The following is a 17,042-nucleotide window of genomic DNA, read 5'->3' as shown; positions in this document are numbered from 1 at the left end:
GCGAAATAGCGGCAGGCGCGGGTTGCGGATGCCAAGTAGTGTCGGCGACTCTCTAAATGGCTCGCCTATCCACCGCATTCGGGGCGTGTCGAAGATGCATAAGAACCAGATCGATCTGATGCCATCCCGACACGCCATTGAGGCTCCTCGCATCAATAGCCTGCCCTCAGACGTCAAAACGTCGACAGCGATGTGGGATGAGGCGGAAAAGCTCCATGCCGCAGACAGGCTCTGGATTGTTCAATCGCCTCGTCGGCATCTTCCGGCATATCTCGCGCGGGGCATTGGCCGGATGACGATCGCGAAATGTGCGATCGCTTCGTCGGGAACGAAGGCGCACGGCGCGGTACGAGCTAGGGGTGCCGAGCTCCGACCGGCTATAGCGGGGCATTTCAGCATTGATCAGCGGGTCGCCGAGTAGCGAGTTCACGTGACCATCTCCGCTCAAATTCCACTTGCGCAAGGAAGCCCGCCATGAACATTGCCGTATCCCCGACTACTCCTTCTTCGCGCGCTCAAGTGCAGTGGACCCGTCGCTGGGAAAGCGAACTGGGGCTCGTCGATCATGCCGAGCTCGCCGAGTTCTTCCGCAACAGTTACGGACCGACCGGAGCGTTCAACGCGCAGCCATTTGAGGGCAACCGAAGTTGGGCCGGCGCAAGACCTGAGCTCCGCGTCATTGGTTACGACTCGCGCGGGGTCGCTGCTCACCTCGGGCTGCTACGCCGCTTCATCAAGATTGGTGGGGTCGATCTCCTCGTGGCCGAACTGGGGTTATATGCGGTGCGTCCGGATCTTGAAGGGCTGGGAATCAGCCACGCAATGCGCGTGATGTATCCCAACCTGCAGGAGCTTGGGATTCCATTTGGCTTTGGCACGGTTCGGCCCGCGCTTGAGAAACATATGACCCGACTCGTCGGAAGGCAGGGGCTCGCCACCCTCATGTCTGGCATTAGCGTCCGCTCCACACATGCGGATGTCTATCCCAATTTGTCGCCGATTCGGACCGAAGACGTGATCGTGGTGGTTTTCCCGGTTGGACGCTCGATGAGCGAGTGGCCGACCGGAACGATCATCGATCGGAACGGACCTGAGCTGTGAACGAGCTTGTCCCACTATCCGTTGTGCGCTGCGACTACGCTGACGTGAGCGGAAATCGACCTATCTATTTGACCTTCGATGATGGGCCAAATCCATTTTGCACGCCAGAGGTGCTCGATGTGCTGGCGCAACATGGCGTTCCAGCGACATTCTTCGTGATCGGCACGTACGCGACCGAGCAACCTGAACTCATTCGACGAATGATCGCAGAAGGGCACGAGGTCGCGAACCACACGATGACGCATCCGGATCTATCCAGATGCAGACCTGCGGAGGTGCTCGATGAAGTGCTGACGGCGAGCGAGGCGATCCGTTCGGCGTGCCCGCAGGCCTCGCCCAGGCACATGCGAGCACCTTACGGCATATGGACACGAGAGGTGCTCGCTATGTCAGCGAGCGCTGGTCTCACAGCTGTGCACTGGTCGGTTGATCCGAGAGATTGGTCCCGCCCTGGGGTGGATAGAATTGTGAATTCAGTGCTGGCCAGCGTGCGCCCGGGTGCGATTGTGCTCCTGCACGACGGATATCCTCCTGATGAGGGGGGACTGTGCACTGATGCCACGCTGCGTGATCAGACCACGACGGCGCTGTCATATCTGATACCGGCATTACAACGGCGCGGCTTTGTAATCCGTCCGCTCCCTCAACTTCACTGAAAAAACTGGGCACCTATGGACCTTCTCGCTACAACCAGTGCTGTCGCCGTTTCGTCTTATGCGCTGCTCTCGACTATCTATAAGAGCGCGCAAGCGCTTTATGCCCAGCCGGTGAGTAACTTATCGCTGCAGGACAACCCTGAGGTGGTTCTTCCCAGCGTCGACGTCATCGTGCCGTGCTTCAATGAGGATCCAAACACGCTGGCCAAATGTCTGGAGTCGCTTGCGAGTCAAGACTACGCCGGAAAGCTACAGGTCTATGTGGTCGACGACGGGTCCGCAAACCGCGACCTGGTCACGCCTGTACACAGAATCTATGCGAACGATCCAAGATTCAGCGTCATCTTGCTGGCAAACAACGTTGGAAAGCGCAAGGCGCAGATCGCTGCAATACGCAGCTCATCCGGGGACCTGGTGCTCAACGTCGATTCGGACACCATACTTGCTGCTGACGTCGTCACGAAGCTTGTATTGAAGATGCGTGACCCGGAGATCGGTGCGGCCATGGGTCAATTGATAGCGAGCAATCGCGGCAAAACCTGGCTGACAAGGCTGATCGATATGGAATACTGGTTGGCATGCAACGAAGAACGCGCGGCACAGGCTCGCTTTGGCGCGGTCATGTGCTGCTGCGGCCCATGTGCTATGTATCGTCGCTCCGCGCTCGCTCTTCTGCTTGATCAATACGAAGCGCAATTCTTTCGCGGTAAGCCGAGCGATTTCGGCGAGGATCGGCATCTAACGATCCTCATGCTCAAGGCGGGGTTTCGAACCGAATATGTCCCGGACGCGATCGCAGCAACAGTCGTCCCGGACAGCCTTGCGCCATATCTCCGTCAGCAACTGCGCTGGGCTCGCAGTACCTTTCGAGATACGTTTCTTGCATTACGTCTGCTGCCGGAGCTCGATGGCTATTTGACACTAGACGTTATCGGGCAAAATCTCGGCCCGTTGCTTCTCGCTCTTTCATCACTGGCTGCGCTCGCGCAGCTCGTAATAGGCGGCTCGGTACCCTGGTGGACCGTGTTGACGATCGCAGCAATGACGATGGTCCGGTGTAGTGTGGCAGCCGTTCGTGCTCGCGAAGTGCGGTTTCTGGGCTTCTCGCTCCACACACCGATCAATATCCTTCTCCTACTTCCGTTGAAAGCCTATGCGCTTTGTACGTTGGGCAACAGTGATTGGCTATCGCGCAAGGTCGCCAATGTGCCGACCCTAGGGGAAAATCAGCCTGTCGTCCCGCACCCGAGCACTGGACGAAGTTCCGCAAACATAGGAGGGCTGTGTGGTACGTTCTCGCACCGTCCATCCAGCCTGGCGGCCACGGAGAGTGTTCGCGGCCGCGATCGTTCGACTGCCTGACAATAAGTGGGTGGCTCATGACCTCGGACACAAACCATCAGCTGCTAGAGCGAGAGTTGGCGGTCGACGATCCATGGCGCCTCGACAGTAGTTCGTTCGAGCAGGAGCGATACGCGCTAATGCTCAGGATGTCCCGTCGTAGCGGAGATGTTGCGCGTGCCCTCGAAGTAGGATGTGCAGCCGGTGCATTCACCGACATGCTGGCGCCGCTTTGCGAGAGACTCACGGTGGTCGATGTCATGCCGCAGGCGATCGAGCGGGCGCAACGACGGACCAGGAAGTGGTCACATATCGAGTGGGTGACTTGCGACATTCAGCGGTTCTCGACCACTGAGAAGTTCGACTTGATTGTAGTGGCCGAGGTTCTCTACTACCTCAAGGACATTGTCGAGATGTATGCGGCCATCCGCAACCTTGTGAGTATGCTTGCGCCAAATGGAGTTCTGATTTTCGGATCAGCACGTGATTCCACGTGTCGACGCTGGGGTCATGCTGCTGGCGCGGAGACGGTGATCGCGCTCTTCAACGAGAGTCTATCGGAGGTCGAGCGTCTGCACTGCCACACCGAGTCGGCTAACGAAGACTGCTTGATCGTCCGGTTCCGGAGGGCAGGGTACTCGTCAGAACAATCAAACGTCGGTCACTTAGGCTAGGGGTCTCGTATGCGCATCTGCGGCATCAAGTTAACACATGACGGCGCGATTGCCGTCGTCGAGGACGGGCGGCTTCTCTTTTGCACCGAGCAAGAGAAGCGCGACAACAGTCCACGCTATCAATCAGTCGAGAATCTCGATGCAGTCGTGCTCGCCTTGGCGGAGCACGGCCTGGATCCGCGAGATATCGATCAGTTCGTCATCGACGGCTGGGACGGGGAGATCGAGTCGCAGTTCCAGGTCCTTAGTGGAGCTGTGCCGATCGCGCTGAAGGGGGCGCCATACGTCGAGCGCCATGTTGAGGGGCTTCTTGATTCCGTCGACGGCTTTGGCCTGATCCTCGGCGGCAAGGTGTTTCCATATAAGAGCTACCCGCACGTCACGAGCCACGTCGCGTCCGCATATTGCACCAGCCCCTTCGCCAGCGCGAGAAAACCGGCGTTCTGTCTCGTATGGGACGGCTGCATCTTTCCACGCCTTTACTATGTCGAACCTCGGGGCGCGCGGCTCATTGCATCCCTGTTTCCAATCATCGGCCACGCCTATGCAGCCGCGGGTCTTCACTTCGGGCCTTACAGGCAGCCGAACCGCTCCAATTGGGATTTGGGTATCGCCGGCAAGCTGATGGCATACGTCGCCCTTGGCGCTGTCGACGAAAGCATCGTGGCGGTTTTTCAGGAGCTCTATGAAAAACGCTTTGCGGCCGACACGGAGCAGGCTCGTCGCTATCGCGCGGATATTAATAATGCGGAATCGTCGCTTGCAGCTATCCACGATTTCTTCGAGGCGAGCGCATGGCGCCTGACGGACAAGCGAGCGGAGGACGTTCTCGCGTCGTTTCATGTGTTCCTGGAACGCCTTCTTGTCAAGGAAATGGCCATGGTTCTGCTGCGGCACTCGTCGCTTCCGGGAGCGCGAAATCTATGTATCGCCGGAGGTTGCGGTCTCAATATCAAGTGGAACAGCGCGCTTCGTGCGACGGGATTGTTCGATGATGTCTGGGTGCCGCCGTTTCCGAATGACAGCGGCTCGGCAATCGGCGCTGCTTGCGGTGCGATGGCGGCGCAAAATGGCTTCGGGGCGCTGGAATGGTCAGTCTACAGTGGTCCGTCGCTGCAGGGCAGCGAGCTTCCTTCGGACTGGGAAGCCGCGCCGTGCAGTCTGCGTGAACTTGCGGCGATTCTCGCCGACAACAAGCCGGTCATCTTCCTTTCCGGGCGCGCCGAACTTGGGCCGCGGGCCTTGGGCGGCAGAAGCATTCTGGCAGCCGCGACATCCCCTGCAATGAAGGATCATCTCAACGACATCAAGCGTCGCGAGCACTTCCGACCGGTGGCACCGATCTGTCTGGAGGATCGGGCGCCGGAGATCTTCAGCCCAGGGACGCCAGATCCTTACATGCTGTTCGATCACCAGACCCGGACGGAATGGCGTGACAAGGTCCCCGCTGTGGTCCATCTTGACGGCTCGGCGCGGCTGCAGACAATCTCGCGCAACTCTCCGCACAAAATTGCCGCGCTTCTCGTGGAATTTGAGCAGCTCACGGGCATTCCGCTGCTCTGCAACACGAGCGCTAACCTCCACGGGCGGGGATTCTTTCCGGATGCTGCGGCGGCCTGCCAATGGGGGCGTGTCGAGCATGTGTGGTGCGACGGCCTGCTCTGGACCAAAACGGCCGTTCAGAAGCTATCGTCGGCGGAACGACTTCTGTCAGCTTGAGATGAACATGTCCACGGTAGCGATCGACCTTGTCGGCGTGAAAAAGTCATTTGGCGACAAGGTCATCGTCAATGAACTGTCGTTCTCGGTTGCGCGCGGAGAGTGCTTTGGTCTGCTTGGGCCAAATGGAGCTGGCAAGAGTACGATTGCGCGTATGCTTCTCGGCATGATCTCGCCGGACGGAGGCAAGATTGCGGTCCTTAATGAGCCTGTGCCTTCCCGCGCTCGTGTGGCGCGTGCGCGCATCGGCGTAGTCCCGCAGTTCGATAACCTCGAACTCGAGTTCACCGTGCGAGAGAACCTGTTTGTTTTTGGCCGCTATTTCGGCATGAGCACTCGCGCGATCGAGGCTGTTGCGCCCTCGCTACTCGAGTTTGCGCGCCTCGAAAGCAAGGCGGACGTGCGCGTCTCCGAGTTGTCCGGTGGCATGAAGCGGCGGCTGACGTTGGCGCGCGCCCTGATTAATGATCCACATCTACTCGTGATGGACGAGCCCACGACTGGTCTGGATCCGCATGCACGCCACTTGATTTGGGAACGCCTGCGAGTTCTGCTCTCGCGTGGCAAGACGATCCTGTTGACCACTCACTTCATGGAAGAGGCCGAACGCCTGTGCGATCGGCTGTGCGTGCTTGAGAGCGGATGCAAGATCGCCGAGGGCAAACCCGAGGCCTTGATCAACGAGCATATCGGCTGCAACGTGATCGAAATCTACGGCGGTGATCCACATCAGCTCCGAGATCTGATCAGGCCTTATGCTCGGCACATCGAAGTAAGTGGAGAGACACTTTTCTGTTATGCGCCACGTCCGGAGCAGGTACGCGTGCATCTGCGCGGGCGAGCGGACCTTCGTATTCTGCAGCGCCCGCCCAATCTCGAAGACGTGTTTTTGCGATTGACCGGGCGCGAGATGGAGAAATGAGAGATGGGTGAAGGTTATGCGGCGGCAATGCCCGCTAATGCGTACAACTGGACCGCGGTATGGCGTCGAAATTTCCTAGCATGGAGGAAAGTCGCGCTTGCGTCGATTCTCGGCAACCTCGCAGATCCATTAACCAATCTGTTTGGCCTCGGCTTTGGCCTTGGACTGATGGTGGGGCCCGTTGAGGGAACGCCCTACATCGCGTTCCTAGCAGCAGGCATGGTCGCGACCAGCGCCATGTCGTCCGCCACGTTTGAAACCATGTATGCAGCCTTTGCACGCATGGACGCCAAGCGCACCTGGGAAGCAATCCTCTCTACTCAGCTCACGCTGGGCGATATCGTTCTGGGTGAACTGGTGTGGGCGGCCAGTAAGTCCGTTCTGGCCGGAACAGCGATCGGGATCGTCGCCGCCACGCTGGGTTATGCATCATGGCCATCCATCCTCTATGCGACGCCAACAATCGCCCTTACTGGCCTTGTCTTCGCCAGCCTGGCGATGGTCGTCATATCTCTTGCACCGAGTTACGATTACTTCGTGTTTTACCAGACACTTATCATCACTCCTATGGTGTTCTTGTGTGGTGTTGTCTTTCCGACAAGCCAGCTGCCCGGCTCATTTCAGCACTTTGCCAGCTTGTTGCCGCTCGCACATTCGGTCGACCTCGTGCGCTTAGCCATGCTTGAGCGCGGCGCCGAAAGCGCAGCCCTGCACGTAGGTGCGCTCTGCGTCTATGCGATCTTGCCCTTTTTCGCATCGACAGCACTATTTCAGCGCCGCCTGCTGCGTTGACGTGAGTTGAGCGAAATGGGGAAGTCAAATCTATGCAGTGTCTCGGTGCTTTCTACCGTAACTCGAGAATGACCTGGTCTGTTACAGCAGCTTCGGAAATGGTCTCAAGAGGCCGCGATCGCGCCAGGGTCTACGGCCGGCTGTTCGGTCGATCAGGCCTGACGCCTGCACCCCTATTTCTGAGCGCCTGTCGTTAGGTGCGGAGACGGACCTGGTAAAGTTGTGTTGTGCTGTCTGGGCCGCGCACCCGGCGGTACGGATTAGATCAGCGCGATGGCCGTTAGCCTTCCCGTCATGATGAATGGAGAACGGAATGTTGTGCCTGGGAGTGAGTGGCGGTCTTGACAGAATCTATGAAAGCTCTCCGGAGCTGCCGACTACATTTCTTCACGATGGCGCTGCGGTTCTTGTGCAGGATGGCCGCGTGGTTGCTGCTGTCGAAGAGGAGCGCCTCAACCGCGTCAAGCATTCCAACAAATTCCCGAGCAATTCGATCCGATACTGCCTTTCTACCGCAGGAGTTGAGCTCGGTGAGATCGACCGTATCGCGTTCTACGCGACTGAAGCCTACTGCAAAACCATGCTCGAGCGTCTTTCTGTTTCGCAGCCCGTTCCGTTGGACGCCAAACTGATGCTGCGGCAGCTGCTGGCACGGGAGTTCGGGACCGAGATCGATCCGTCCCGGGTGTCCTTCGTGAATCACCACGAAGCGCATGCCGTGAGCGCGTTTGCGATGTCCGGCTTCGAGCAAAGTCTCGTTCTTGCGATTGACGGCGGTGGCGATTTTCTCTCAGGCTTATTGGCCGTGGGGTCTGGCACCGAGATTGCGCAACTTGTAAGCTTCCCGGAACAAAACTCCCTGGGGCTATTCTATCTCGAGACGATCCGATACCTTGGCTACGGGTTGTTCGACGAGTACAAAGTGATGGGGCTTGCACCGTATGGTGATCCCGATCGCTATCGCGAGCTCTTCGCGCAGTTCTACGAGTTGTTGGACAGCGGTGGCTATCGCGTTCACCTGGATCGAATCGGTCCGGCCCTGGTCCGCAACATCCAGGTTCGGCGAAGAGGAATGCCATTCACCCAACAGCATCGAGATGTCAGCGCTTCGCTGCAGGAAGCGCTGGAGCGGATCGTGTTTCACATCCTGCGGCACTATAGTGAAACGACGGGCATGACACGCTTGTGCCTGGCTGGGGGGGTAGCTCATAATTGCACGCTGAACGGTAAGCTGCTTTATTCCGGCCTATTTGACGACATCTTTGTTCAACCCGCGGCGCACGACGCCGGTTGCGCACTCGGCGCTGCATTGATGGCATCAAGCGAGCTGGGCAGGCCAGCGCCGCGCGAGCGACTGCCGGACGTTTATTGGGGGCCCGATCTCGGGAACGAGCAAGCCGTAGAGCATGAGCTCAACGCATGGTCAGGCCACCTCGACATTCAACGAAGTGATGACATAGCATCCAGTGCGGCAGACTGGATGGCAAATGGCGCTGTAATCGGCTGGGTTCAGGGCCGCTCTGAGTTCGGCCCACGTGCGCTTGGTGACCGCAGCATCCTTGCGGACCCGCGGCCTGCGGAAAACAAAGACCGCATCAACGCGATGGTTAAGAAGCGCGAGGGCTATCGCCCCTTCGCGCCATCTGTACTGGAGGAGGATGCGAGCGAGTTCTTTGAGCTCCCGGATGGCACGCGGCAGCTCCCCTTCATGAACTTCGTGGTTCGTGTGCGTGAAGCCAAGTGTAACGTGCTCGGTGCGGTCACGCACGTTGATGGGACTGCTCGGCTGCAGACAGTATCGCGCAAGACAAATCCCACCTATTGGGATCTAATTAATGCGTTCAAGAGGCGAACGGGCATCCCAATTCTTCTAAATACCTCATTTAACAACAATGCCGAACCGATCGTGCAGTCCGTGTCAGATGCGATCACGACGTTCTTGACGACTGACCTGGACGGACTTGTCGTTGGGCCGTTCCTCGTCAGGAAGCGACCAGCATCACTGCAGGATTGGAGTGCCCTGGGCGTGTCATTGCCGCCATATGCATCCCTTCATCGTGTTCGCTCCCACACAGCGCCAGATCGTCAGGAAACGGTCTGCGAGATCCGCATGGGACATTCCACCCACTCTAGTATCCGTATCTCACACGAGCTTTTCGAGATATTGATGCGGATCGAGGGCGAAGCGTCGCTAGGCTGGCTTTTTGAGGCCACCATGCAGGACGAGCCCAAGCGTGAAGATCTCGTGAAGGAATTGCGGCTTGTATGGGAGCTGCGGGGCGTTCGCCTGCATCCGCCGCGAGCGGCTTGCGGACACAATAGGGTGCAAAGCGAAACTTAGCCGGAGCTCATGAGCAGGGCCATGCCTATGGCTGCATGTGAGAGGCCAGGCCATTCGACGCACAGGGGGCCATTGGGCATCCGACTTCGGGCACCTCGACGCAACACCGCTGAAGAAGAAACGGAAGAGTGTTGAGAGAACGCGGCAGATCAGGGACATCGTTGCGATGAAGTTCTACCGACGCAGCTCGCCGGCACCGAGACTTCAGACGGTGGCGTCGGAGGAGATGATACGCGAGATGTCTGCAAGGACGTCTCCTGTCCAACCAGGAGACCGGGAAGAGGCAATGCAGATGCTTAGCGGTTTGAGAAACGACCGGTTTGTGGTTTCCCGGCGACGTACGGGATTCGGCGACTGCCTGTGGTCACTGGCCGCAGCCTGGCGCTTTGCAAAGCAGACAGGACGGACGCTAGCCATTGATTGGCGGGGGTCGTGTTATCTCGATGAGCCTTTTACTAATGCTTTTCCAGTCTTCTTCGAACCGGTTCAAGACATTGCCGGCGTGCGGGTGATTTGCGACGACGAGATCAATCAGTGTTCGTTTCCGGGGCCATTCTTCCCGGCATGGTGGAACAAGCCATCCATCGATTGCGTCTATCGCCCGGACGAGCAGATTTTCCGGGAACGCGACGAACTCGATCAACTGTTCCAAAGTCGAAAAGATAGTGAGGCCAACACGGTTGTGTGTGACGCCTGCCTGATGTGGCGCTGCGATCAGGACGCTGAACGAGAAATCTTTCGGAGCATCAAGCCACGACCTGAAATTCAGGCTCGGATCGATGCTATCTACCACGAGCACTTTGAGCCGTACAGCGTTATCGGCATTCATGTCCGGCATGGCAACGGTGAGGATATTATGGGGCATGCTCCCTATTGGAGCGACCCGGAGGGCGCCTTGCGACAGGTCTGTAATGCCATTGATAAAGCCAGGGGTTTACCCCACCCAAAACCCGTGATGGCTTTCCTGTGCACGGACAGCCCGCTCGTGCTTGAGAGGGTTTCGGCTATGTTTCCTGATGTTTTCACGATTCCAAAACGGTTCCAGGCGCCTCAGGCCGGCCCATTGCACAGCGCCGGGCTCGGAGCCGAGGGCGGCTTTTCCGCCCTCATCGAAATGTATCTCCTTGCGCGCTGCGACACCGTGATCCGTTTCCCCCCGACAAGCGCGTTCACGCGCTATGCCCGTCTCTTTGCCCCACGCGTTATAGAATTCGATTTGAACGATCCGAGCCGATTGATCCTGATTGAAGAAACCTCGCAAGAGCTGGTGGTTTCATGAAAGTCGTAGCTCGCTTGATCGATCTGATTGTCGCTCTTTGCATCCAGCAGTACTCGCAGTGTTTTTCACGCAGGCAATTGCTGTCCAAAGGTGAGGTCGATGGTCTCGGGGCCGTGATTGGCGGCTCTGCCCGAATTTCCACGGGGGAACAGAACGATCGGGCGGCCGAATGCCTTCCGCTTAAGCGCGACCTCAACAACAATCGCCGTGACGTGCTGCCGCCCCGTTAAATAGGTGGAAACGTCTTCGCCTCGGGCGGACGGCAAGTCGAAGCTAACCGTCGACTGATCGCGGATGAACATATCGTAGGTTCTCGTTTCGGCCAGGGAATTCCGTGGTCGGGGCTGGGCACTTGCTGGGGCGGACGGGCGCACTCGGTATCCACACTTTTTGATTAAATCAGTACGCCACCGGTGGTCCGCAATCAGTCCGCCGGGGAGCCGCCATTGCTGGACACGGCAGAGCAGGGCGCGATGGAGGCAGCATTAGTTGCCGACGAATCCTAACGTACGAAGCTGGTAACGTCAGTTTTGAGTTGGCGCGGCGACCGGCCGCCGCTCTATCCCGATCGCTTGACGCAGGGCGCGTGTGCTCGCGACATGACGTAGGTGATGCACCCTCGCTGTCACAAAGCACACGCATGTTGTCTTGAACCCGCCAAGAATTCCGTGTGCGCGACATTAGGACGCGAAACCGGAGCGGATTTACGTGCAACGTATTGGCGCAAATCCTGCTACGCGTGCGTCGGCGCAACAGGAGAGGAGGCGCGCGTGGGTCTCGATCTGCCAAATGACAATCTGATCAGAGGGCCGCTGCCCGAGACACTGTTCAGTTGCGTCTTCCAGGCTCATAAAGCCCGTGTTCATCGCGGGAAACGGAAGACCATGTTGCTGACCGGGGCATCGCGCGGAATTGGCCATGCCACTGCCAAGTTGTTCGCGGAGGCGGGCTGGCGCATCATTTCTTGCGCGCGCCAACCGTTCGACAGCGAGCGATGCCCCTGGGAGGCAGCAAACGAGGATTATGTCCAGGTCGATCTCAGCGACCATCGAATGCTGCCCCGCGCGATCACCGAGGTCAAGAAACGCTTGGCCGGTGCTCCTTTGCACGCACTGGTAAATAATGCCGGTGTCTCGCCGAAAACGTCCACTGGCGATCGGATGACGTCGTTGACGACATCAACCGAGACCTGGATGAGGGTGTTCCATCTCAATCTGGTGGCGCCGATCCTGCTCGCGCAGGGTTTGTTTGAGGAGCTAAGAGCCGCGTCAGGATCGATCGTGAACGTGACTTCGATCGCGGGCTCGCGGGTGCACCCGTTTGCAGGAAGCGCCTATGCGACGTCGAAAGCTGCGCTTGCGAGCCTCACCCGCGAAATGGCGCATGATTATGCGCCGCATGGCGTTCGCGTGAATGCGATCGCGCCCGGCGAAATCAGGACGGACATGTTGTCGCCGGACACAGAAGCGCGTCTGGTGCCAACTATCCCGCTCCGCAGAGTGGGAACGCCGGACGAAGTGGCCAAGGTCATCTTCTTCCTGTGCTCGGACGCGGCGAGCTATGTCACGGGTGCCGAGGTGCCGATCAATGGTGGGCAACATCTTTGAATTGGCTAAGCTTGGCGACGCAGCTGGCTTGAGCTGCAGCAGCGGTGCTTATCCTCTCCGCTGACGAGGCGCACACAATCCGCATAAAATCAAAATGAAGGCACACTGTAAGTTTACTGTGGTGCCATGAAAATATGTCACGGTTCTATGTCATCTCGACAACACTTGGCGCTAGACCCGAGAATGACATGCCAAACGAAGGTCGCCAACCCGAACAAGGTACCAGGGAGGATGATCAAGACAACGGAGACCGCCTGATGCTGGACATCCCTTCCTCACGCGAAATACTTGCCTCGGAACCTGAGCCGGAGCGCAAGCTCTCGGACGAGCCGTTGCGTGAGAGCGCGCTGACCGGCATCTTTGAAATATCAAAAATACTGACCTCGCCTTGTACGCTCGAAGACACGTTGGCAAACGTTGTCCGTCTCCTGCAATCGTTTGTGCAGATGCGACACGGCATCGTCTCGCTGTGCGACGATGACGGCATGCCGGACATTACAGTGGGCGCCGGCCTGAGCGAAGGCAGCGACGAAGCTTACCGGATGCGCCTGCCGCGGGGGCCAATCGACCAGATCGTCGCGACAGACAGGCCTCTTGTCGCCGAGAACGTGACCGCCGAGCCGGCATTCAGCGCTGCCGACCGGGAAGTGCTCGGCGCCTCCGATGATGTCCCGGTGTCGTTTATCGGGGTTCCGATTCGTATTGATCCGAAGGTCGTAGGTACGCTGACCATCGACCGTATCCGGGACGACAGCTCAAGCCTCCGGCTCGATTACGATGCGCGGCTGCTCGCCATGATCGCCAACCTGGTGGGACACACAGTGAAGTTACATCGCTGGTTCGCCTGCGATCGCGAACGGCTGATGGCGGAGAAAGACCATCTACAAAAGCAGATGGTTGAGCTCAGGCCACCCGCTCGGGAGCGGAAGAAGCCAAACGTCCATGGGATCATTGGCAACAGCCCGGCGCTGCGCGGGCTCCTCGAGAAGATCGCGGTGATAGCTAAATCGAACAGCACGGTTCTGCTGCGTGGCGAATCCGGCACCGGAAAGGAACTCGTAGCCAAGGCCATCCACGAATCGTCGTCCCGCGCCAAGCGGCCGTTCGTTAAGCTGAATTGCGCGGCGCTTCCTGAGACCGTCCTGGAATCGGAATTATTTGGCCATGAGAAGGGTGCCTTTACCGGTGCGTTCAGCGCGCGCAAGGGACGCTTCGAACTTGCTGACAAAGGAACGCTGTTTCTGGACGAGATCGGGGAGATCTCAGCTCCCTTCCAAGCGAAGTTGCTGCGCGTCCTGCAAGAGCAGGAGTTCGAGCGCGTCGGCAGCAACCAAACTATTAAGGTCGATGTTCGAGTCATAGCTGCGACCAACAAGGACCTTGAAGAGGCCGTGGCAAACAGCGAGTTCCGCGCCGACCTTTACTATCGCATCAGCGTAGTTCCCTTGCTGTTACCAGCGCTGCGCGAAAGACGCAGTGATATTCCGCTGCTTGCCGGCGAGTTTCTCAGAAAGTTCAACGACCAGAACGGCCGTACACTGACCCTCGAGGCGAGTGCGATCGATGTACTGATGAACTGCAACTTTCCAGGAAATGTCCGCGAACTCGAAAACTGCATCGAGCGGACAGCGACGCTGTGCGCGGGATCATCGATCGTGCGAAGTGACTTTGCCTGCTTCCATGGCCAGTGTCTTTCCGCAAGGCTATGGAGAAGAACATCGGACGAGAGGAACCGCCCAGCACCCATCCCGCCGGAGCCCGCAAAGTCCATCACCCCGCTAGCTGAAGCGACCTCGCCGCTCGCGTCCATCGACAACGAACTGGCCCCACCGGCGCCTGCCGGCACTGTTCTCGTAAGTGGCGCGAAGACGGCGGATCGCGAACGGGTCATTGCGGCCATGGAGAAATCTGGCTGGGTGCAGGCAAAGGCAGCTCGCCTGCTCGGACTAACGCCGCGCCAGATCGGCTACGCGCTGAGGAAATATGGAATCGAGATAAAGCGGTTCTGAAACGACCAAATCGGCCGGAACGGCCACTATCACACTTGAGCCAAGTAGCTATTTGGCCGATCTCCGCGACACTCTCATTGCAATCTGAAGGGAATGCGTCTGCCCTCGGCGGCGATTTGGCTGTGAGCGAAACTAACGGCGCCGCTTACGAGCCTTTCTGTTGCAGACGGGCTCATCCGGTTTAGTGACAGATGGAGTTGCGCGTGGTGACGTACAGAGCGCGACATGCAAGCGCGAACCGTTAGTTGCTCGACATCTACCCAGTTGTCTTGCCTGTCCCTAGATCCAGCTCGGGCAAGTGAGCGGCAATGCTCATTGACCGTCAACCGGACCGCCGCCCGCTCGTGATTGGCGGCGGTAATCTGTCGCAACTGTCCTGGCGCCATTCAGCTGGCGCGCCTTTCGGAAACAGCGCTGTAGCAGCCCCGACGTGTGTCGGCATTCGTTCGTCATGAAGAGCTGGCAGAGGGGAGCATCAACGGTCTAAGCCTCTGTGGGGGCTAGATCATTCCAAAAGGGCGGCGATGGTACAACACTTGCTGTTGTCTTGGCAGCTGTCGCAAGTTTTGGAGCAACACCGTGCACAATGTCGTCTGCATCAAACAGGTTCCGGACTCGGCCCAGATCCGTGTGCACCCCGTGACCAATACAATCATGCGTCAGGGAGTACCGACTATCATCAACCCCTATGATCTCTTCGCACTCGAGGCCGCGCTGGAGCTACGCGATCGATTCGGGGGCGAGGTTACCGTGCTTACAATGGGACCGGCATCGGCGGAAGATTCCTTGCGAAAGGCGCTGACTTATGGCGCCGATCGCGCCGTACTACTCACCGATCGCTGCTTTGCGGGCTCCGACACCCTGGCCACAACATATGCACTTGCAACAGCCATCCGAAAAATTGGCAAGGAATATGGGCCGACAAACGTAATCTTCACAGGAAAGCAGACCATCGACGGCGATACAGCGCAGGTTGGGCCCGGCATCGCAAAGCGACTTGGCGTCCTGCAGCTAACCTACGTTGCCAAGGTCAGATCCTTGGATCTCGCCGCCCATACAATTGAAGCGGAGCGACGCTCCGAAGGTGGTGTCCAGGTGCTGCGTACGAGGCTGCCGTGTCTGATCACCATGCTGGAGGCAACCAATCGAATCCGGCGTGGCGCGATGTCGGATGCTTTGCGTGCCGCGCGGGCCCACATCGTGAAATGGAGCGCGCACGATGCCGGTGTCGAAGACGCCTCCAAATGCGGCCTCAAGGGCTCGCCAACGGTTGTCAAGCGAGTGTTCGCTCCCTCTGCCCGACCTGAGAAGGCGGCGCTGGTTGAGGGGGCCGAGCAACCGGCGCAGGCATTGATAGACGCGATCTTCAAGCGTCAGCCAAAGCTCGAAGCTGATCTTGCCGCGCTTGTCCGTGACGCTTGATCTGCAGAGTCTTGGGAAGGATAGATCGAAACAGTCAAAAGATGTACGAACGCCAGGAGGCACCCGGCGTCCAGCGAGCGCGCGACATGTAGCTACGCATCTCAGCCGGCGACCTGCGCATTCCGGTCCATGACCTCCTTAGATTGCTTGCGATCACCTCGGCACGCCTCTTGTCCATCGACTACATTGGCGTCGACCGGCGCCCGGAGCTGGCCGCGATGGTCAAGCGCACCGACAAGGGGCTGCGCTTGCGTCCAGATCCAACCCTATGATCGTGTTCGACAGCGTTGAGGCCACGAAGTCGCGCGTAGTTGTTACGAATGAATTCGGAAAACGTCGGCGACAGCATCGCCATGCTAGTGCGCCGCTGCTGCGCCCCAAGCGCTGTCGCGCGAAGCCCACCTTCATGGCAGCTTTGAAGCAATCTCCGCGCTTCGACAGCGCCCTCTAGCCATTGTGTGTGGTGGCTGGCTGCACACTGTTTGGTTTTCGACGGAGGTGCAAGGCCTGTCAAGTTCAATACACTTTCCATAAGGGGGCGGCCGCGAGCACTTTTTCAGCGTATTCAGAATGTTATGGAGGGAGTGCACGCGTTGGCACGCTGATTGCTGTAAGCGGCCAAGAACACAGCCTGGTGGTGGTGCTCGCGAACGCGAAAACTAGCGCGCTCTCTTTGGGACGCTTGTGCCGGCGAGCAGCCGGCGTTTCGCGCAGCTTGCGCCGAAGGCCTCAACAACCCGATTAGAGTCAGATTGGTTCTTGCAATGCCGTACCAAGCTCACAGCGAATTGCTTAACCTGCAGGAGCAGCAACCGCGGGGCGTGGTCCATCATGACAGATCGCGAAAGCTGGAAGCGCCCGGGCGACCAGACGCGCCGCTCGGGCATGTGGCGTTAAGCTTCCGATGGCGTGAGCGGCGCAATATCTCACCATGACTCTGCAAGCGAATGCTGGCCGTGCCGGACATTCGCGCTAGGACTACGAGTGGACCGGAATCCGACTGGATCGCCGCCGCTCAAACTGATGAAAGCGTTCCCTTGATGCGCGTGAGCAGGAGTGAGACATGCCGCTGTCTGATAGCGCGGGGGTAACCACCAAGAATGTCGCCTGGATGGTGAACGCGATCATACGCCCCATCGAACCAGAATCCCTCGTTCGCGCGGCGGCCAATAGTTGGCC

13 protein-coding genes are annotated in these 17,042 nt (G+C 58.6%); 12 read left to right on the top strand and 1 reads right to left on the bottom strand.

Annotation, left to right across the window (positions count from 1 at the left end; translation table 11 throughout):
- The first annotated feature begins 474 nt into the window (after nt 1-474).
- The 9 genes from XI03_RS21230 (at nt 475) to XI03_RS21190 (ending at nt 10,825) form a co-directional block, all read left to right on the top strand.
- On the top strand, nt 475-1,101 hold the full coding sequence (locus XI03_RS21230; protein ID WP_271593195.1) for a NodA family N-acyltransferase: 627 nt from the start codon (nt 475-477) through the stop codon (nt 1,099-1,101).
- A complete protein-coding gene (nodB, locus tag XI03_RS21225) occupies nt 1,098-1,757 on the top strand; it encodes a chitooligosaccharide deacetylase NodB (protein WP_271593194.1) in 660 nt (219 codons plus the stop codon). Before XI03_RS21230 ends, nodB begins: the two co-directional genes overlap by 4 nt.
- 15 nt (nt 1,758-1,772) lie before the next feature.
- On the top strand, nt 1,773-3,119 hold the full coding sequence (gene nodC, locus XI03_RS21220) for a chitooligosaccharide synthase NodC (RefSeq protein ID WP_271593193.1): 1,347 nt from the start codon (nt 1,773-1,775) through the stop codon (nt 3,117-3,119).
- 17 nt (nt 3,120-3,136) lie between these two features.
- A complete protein-coding gene (nodS, locus tag XI03_RS21215; RefSeq protein ID WP_271593192.1) occupies nt 3,137-3,772 on the top strand; it encodes a nodulation methyltransferase NodS in 636 nt (211 codons plus the stop codon).
- 9 nt (nt 3,773-3,781) lie between these two features.
- Complete coding sequence (gene nodU, locus XI03_RS21210) at nt 3,782-5,491, top strand: nodulation protein NodU (RefSeq protein WP_271593191.1); 1,710 nt, start codon at nt 3,782-3,784, stop codon at nt 5,489-5,491.
- 1 nt (nt 5,492) lies between these two features.
- Nucleotides 5,493-6,413, top strand: a complete 921-nt coding sequence (gene nodI / locus XI03_RS21205) for a nodulation factor ABC transporter ATP-binding protein NodI (protein WP_271593190.1) — start codon at nt 5,493-5,495, stop codon at nt 6,411-6,413.
- 3 nt (nt 6,414-6,416) lie between these two features.
- A complete protein-coding gene (locus XI03_RS21200; RefSeq protein ID WP_271593189.1) occupies nt 6,417-7,205 on the top strand; it encodes an ABC transporter permease in 789 nt (262 codons plus the stop codon).
- 313 nt (nt 7,206-7,518) lie between these two features.
- Nucleotides 7,519-9,546 (top strand): carbamoyltransferase family protein, encoded by a 2,028-nt coding sequence (locus XI03_RS21195; protein ID WP_271593188.1) that lies wholly within the window; start codon nt 7,519-7,521, stop codon nt 9,544-9,546.
- Between the two features lie 166 nt (nt 9,547-9,712).
- The gene (locus tag XI03_RS21190) at nt 9,713-10,825 is read left to right on the top strand and encodes a nodulation protein NodZ (RefSeq protein WP_271593187.1); all 1,113 of its coding nucleotides are present in this window, start codon (nt 9,713-9,715) and stop codon (nt 10,823-10,825) included.
- Nucleotides 10,826-10,890: 65 nt separating this feature from the next.
- Here XI03_RS21190 and XI03_RS21185 read toward each other — a convergent pair whose 3' ends face one another.
- Entirely contained in the window at nt 10,891-11,127 is a 237-nt protein-coding gene (locus tag XI03_RS21185; protein WP_271593186.1) for a hypothetical protein, read from the bottom strand.
- Between the two features lie 468 nt (nt 11,128-11,595).
- Between XI03_RS21185 and XI03_RS21180 the strand changes: the two genes are divergently transcribed.
- The 3 genes from XI03_RS21180 (at nt 11,596) to XI03_RS21170 (ending at nt 15,863) form a co-directional block, all read left to right on the top strand.
- A complete protein-coding gene (locus tag XI03_RS21180; RefSeq protein ID WP_271593185.1) occupies nt 11,596-12,432 on the top strand; it encodes an SDR family NAD(P)-dependent oxidoreductase in 837 nt (278 codons plus the stop codon).
- A 257-nt stretch (nt 12,433-12,689) separates the two neighbouring features.
- Nucleotides 12,690-14,441, top strand: a complete 1,752-nt coding sequence (gene nifA, locus XI03_RS21175; RefSeq protein WP_442869730.1) for a nif-specific transcriptional activator NifA — start codon at nt 12,690-12,692, stop codon at nt 14,439-14,441.
- Between the two features lie 579 nt (nt 14,442-15,020).
- Nucleotides 15,021-15,863 carry an electron transfer flavoprotein subunit beta/FixA family protein gene (locus XI03_RS21170; protein ID WP_271593183.1) on the top strand — a complete coding sequence of 281 codons (843 nt, stop codon included), beginning with the start codon at nt 15,021-15,023 and terminating at the stop codon, nt 15,861-15,863.
- The last annotated feature ends 1,179 nt before the right edge of the window (nt 15,864-17,042 follow it).

Origin of the sequence: Bradyrhizobium sp. CCBAU 65884 (assembly GCF_028128835.1) — a bacterium.
GTDB classification, from domain to species: Bacteria; Pseudomonadota; Alphaproteobacteria; order Rhizobiales; family Xanthobacteraceae; genus Bradyrhizobium; species Bradyrhizobium ottawaense.
Note: the sequence above shows the minus strand (reverse complement) of the source record. Positions and strands in the feature narration are given on the sequence as shown.

Coding starts and splice junctions, on each gene's coding strand:
- XI03_RS21185 (WP_271593186.1), bottom strand. CDS start 11,127: ATGTTCATCCGCGATCAGTCGACGGTTAGCTTCGACTTGCCGTCCGCC.
- nodS (WP_271593192.1), top strand. CDS start 3,137: ATGACCTCGGACACAAACCATCAGCTGCTAGAGCGAGAGTTGGCGGTC.
- XI03_RS21200 (WP_271593189.1), top strand. CDS start 6,417: ATGGGTGAAGGTTATGCGGCGGCAATGCCCGCTAATGCGTACAACTGG.
- nifA (WP_442869730.1), top strand. CDS start 12,690: ATGCTGGACATCCCTTCCTCACGCGAAATACTTGCCTCGGAACCTGAG.
- XI03_RS21230 (WP_271593195.1), top strand. CDS start 475: ATGAACATTGCCGTATCCCCGACTACTCCTTCTTCGCGCGCTCAAGTG.
- XI03_RS21190 (WP_271593187.1), top strand. CDS start 9,713: ATGAAGTTCTACCGACGCAGCTCGCCGGCACCGAGACTTCAGACGGTG.
- nodU (WP_271593191.1), top strand. CDS start 3,782: ATGCGCATCTGCGGCATCAAGTTAACACATGACGGCGCGATTGCCGTC.
- nodC (WP_271593193.1), top strand. CDS start 1,773: ATGGACCTTCTCGCTACAACCAGTGCTGTCGCCGTTTCGTCTTATGCG.
- XI03_RS21195 (WP_271593188.1), top strand. CDS start 7,519: ATGTTGTGCCTGGGAGTGAGTGGCGGTCTTGACAGAATCTATGAAAGC.
- nodI (WP_271593190.1), top strand. CDS start 5,493: ATGAACATGTCCACGGTAGCGATCGACCTTGTCGGCGTGAAAAAGTCA.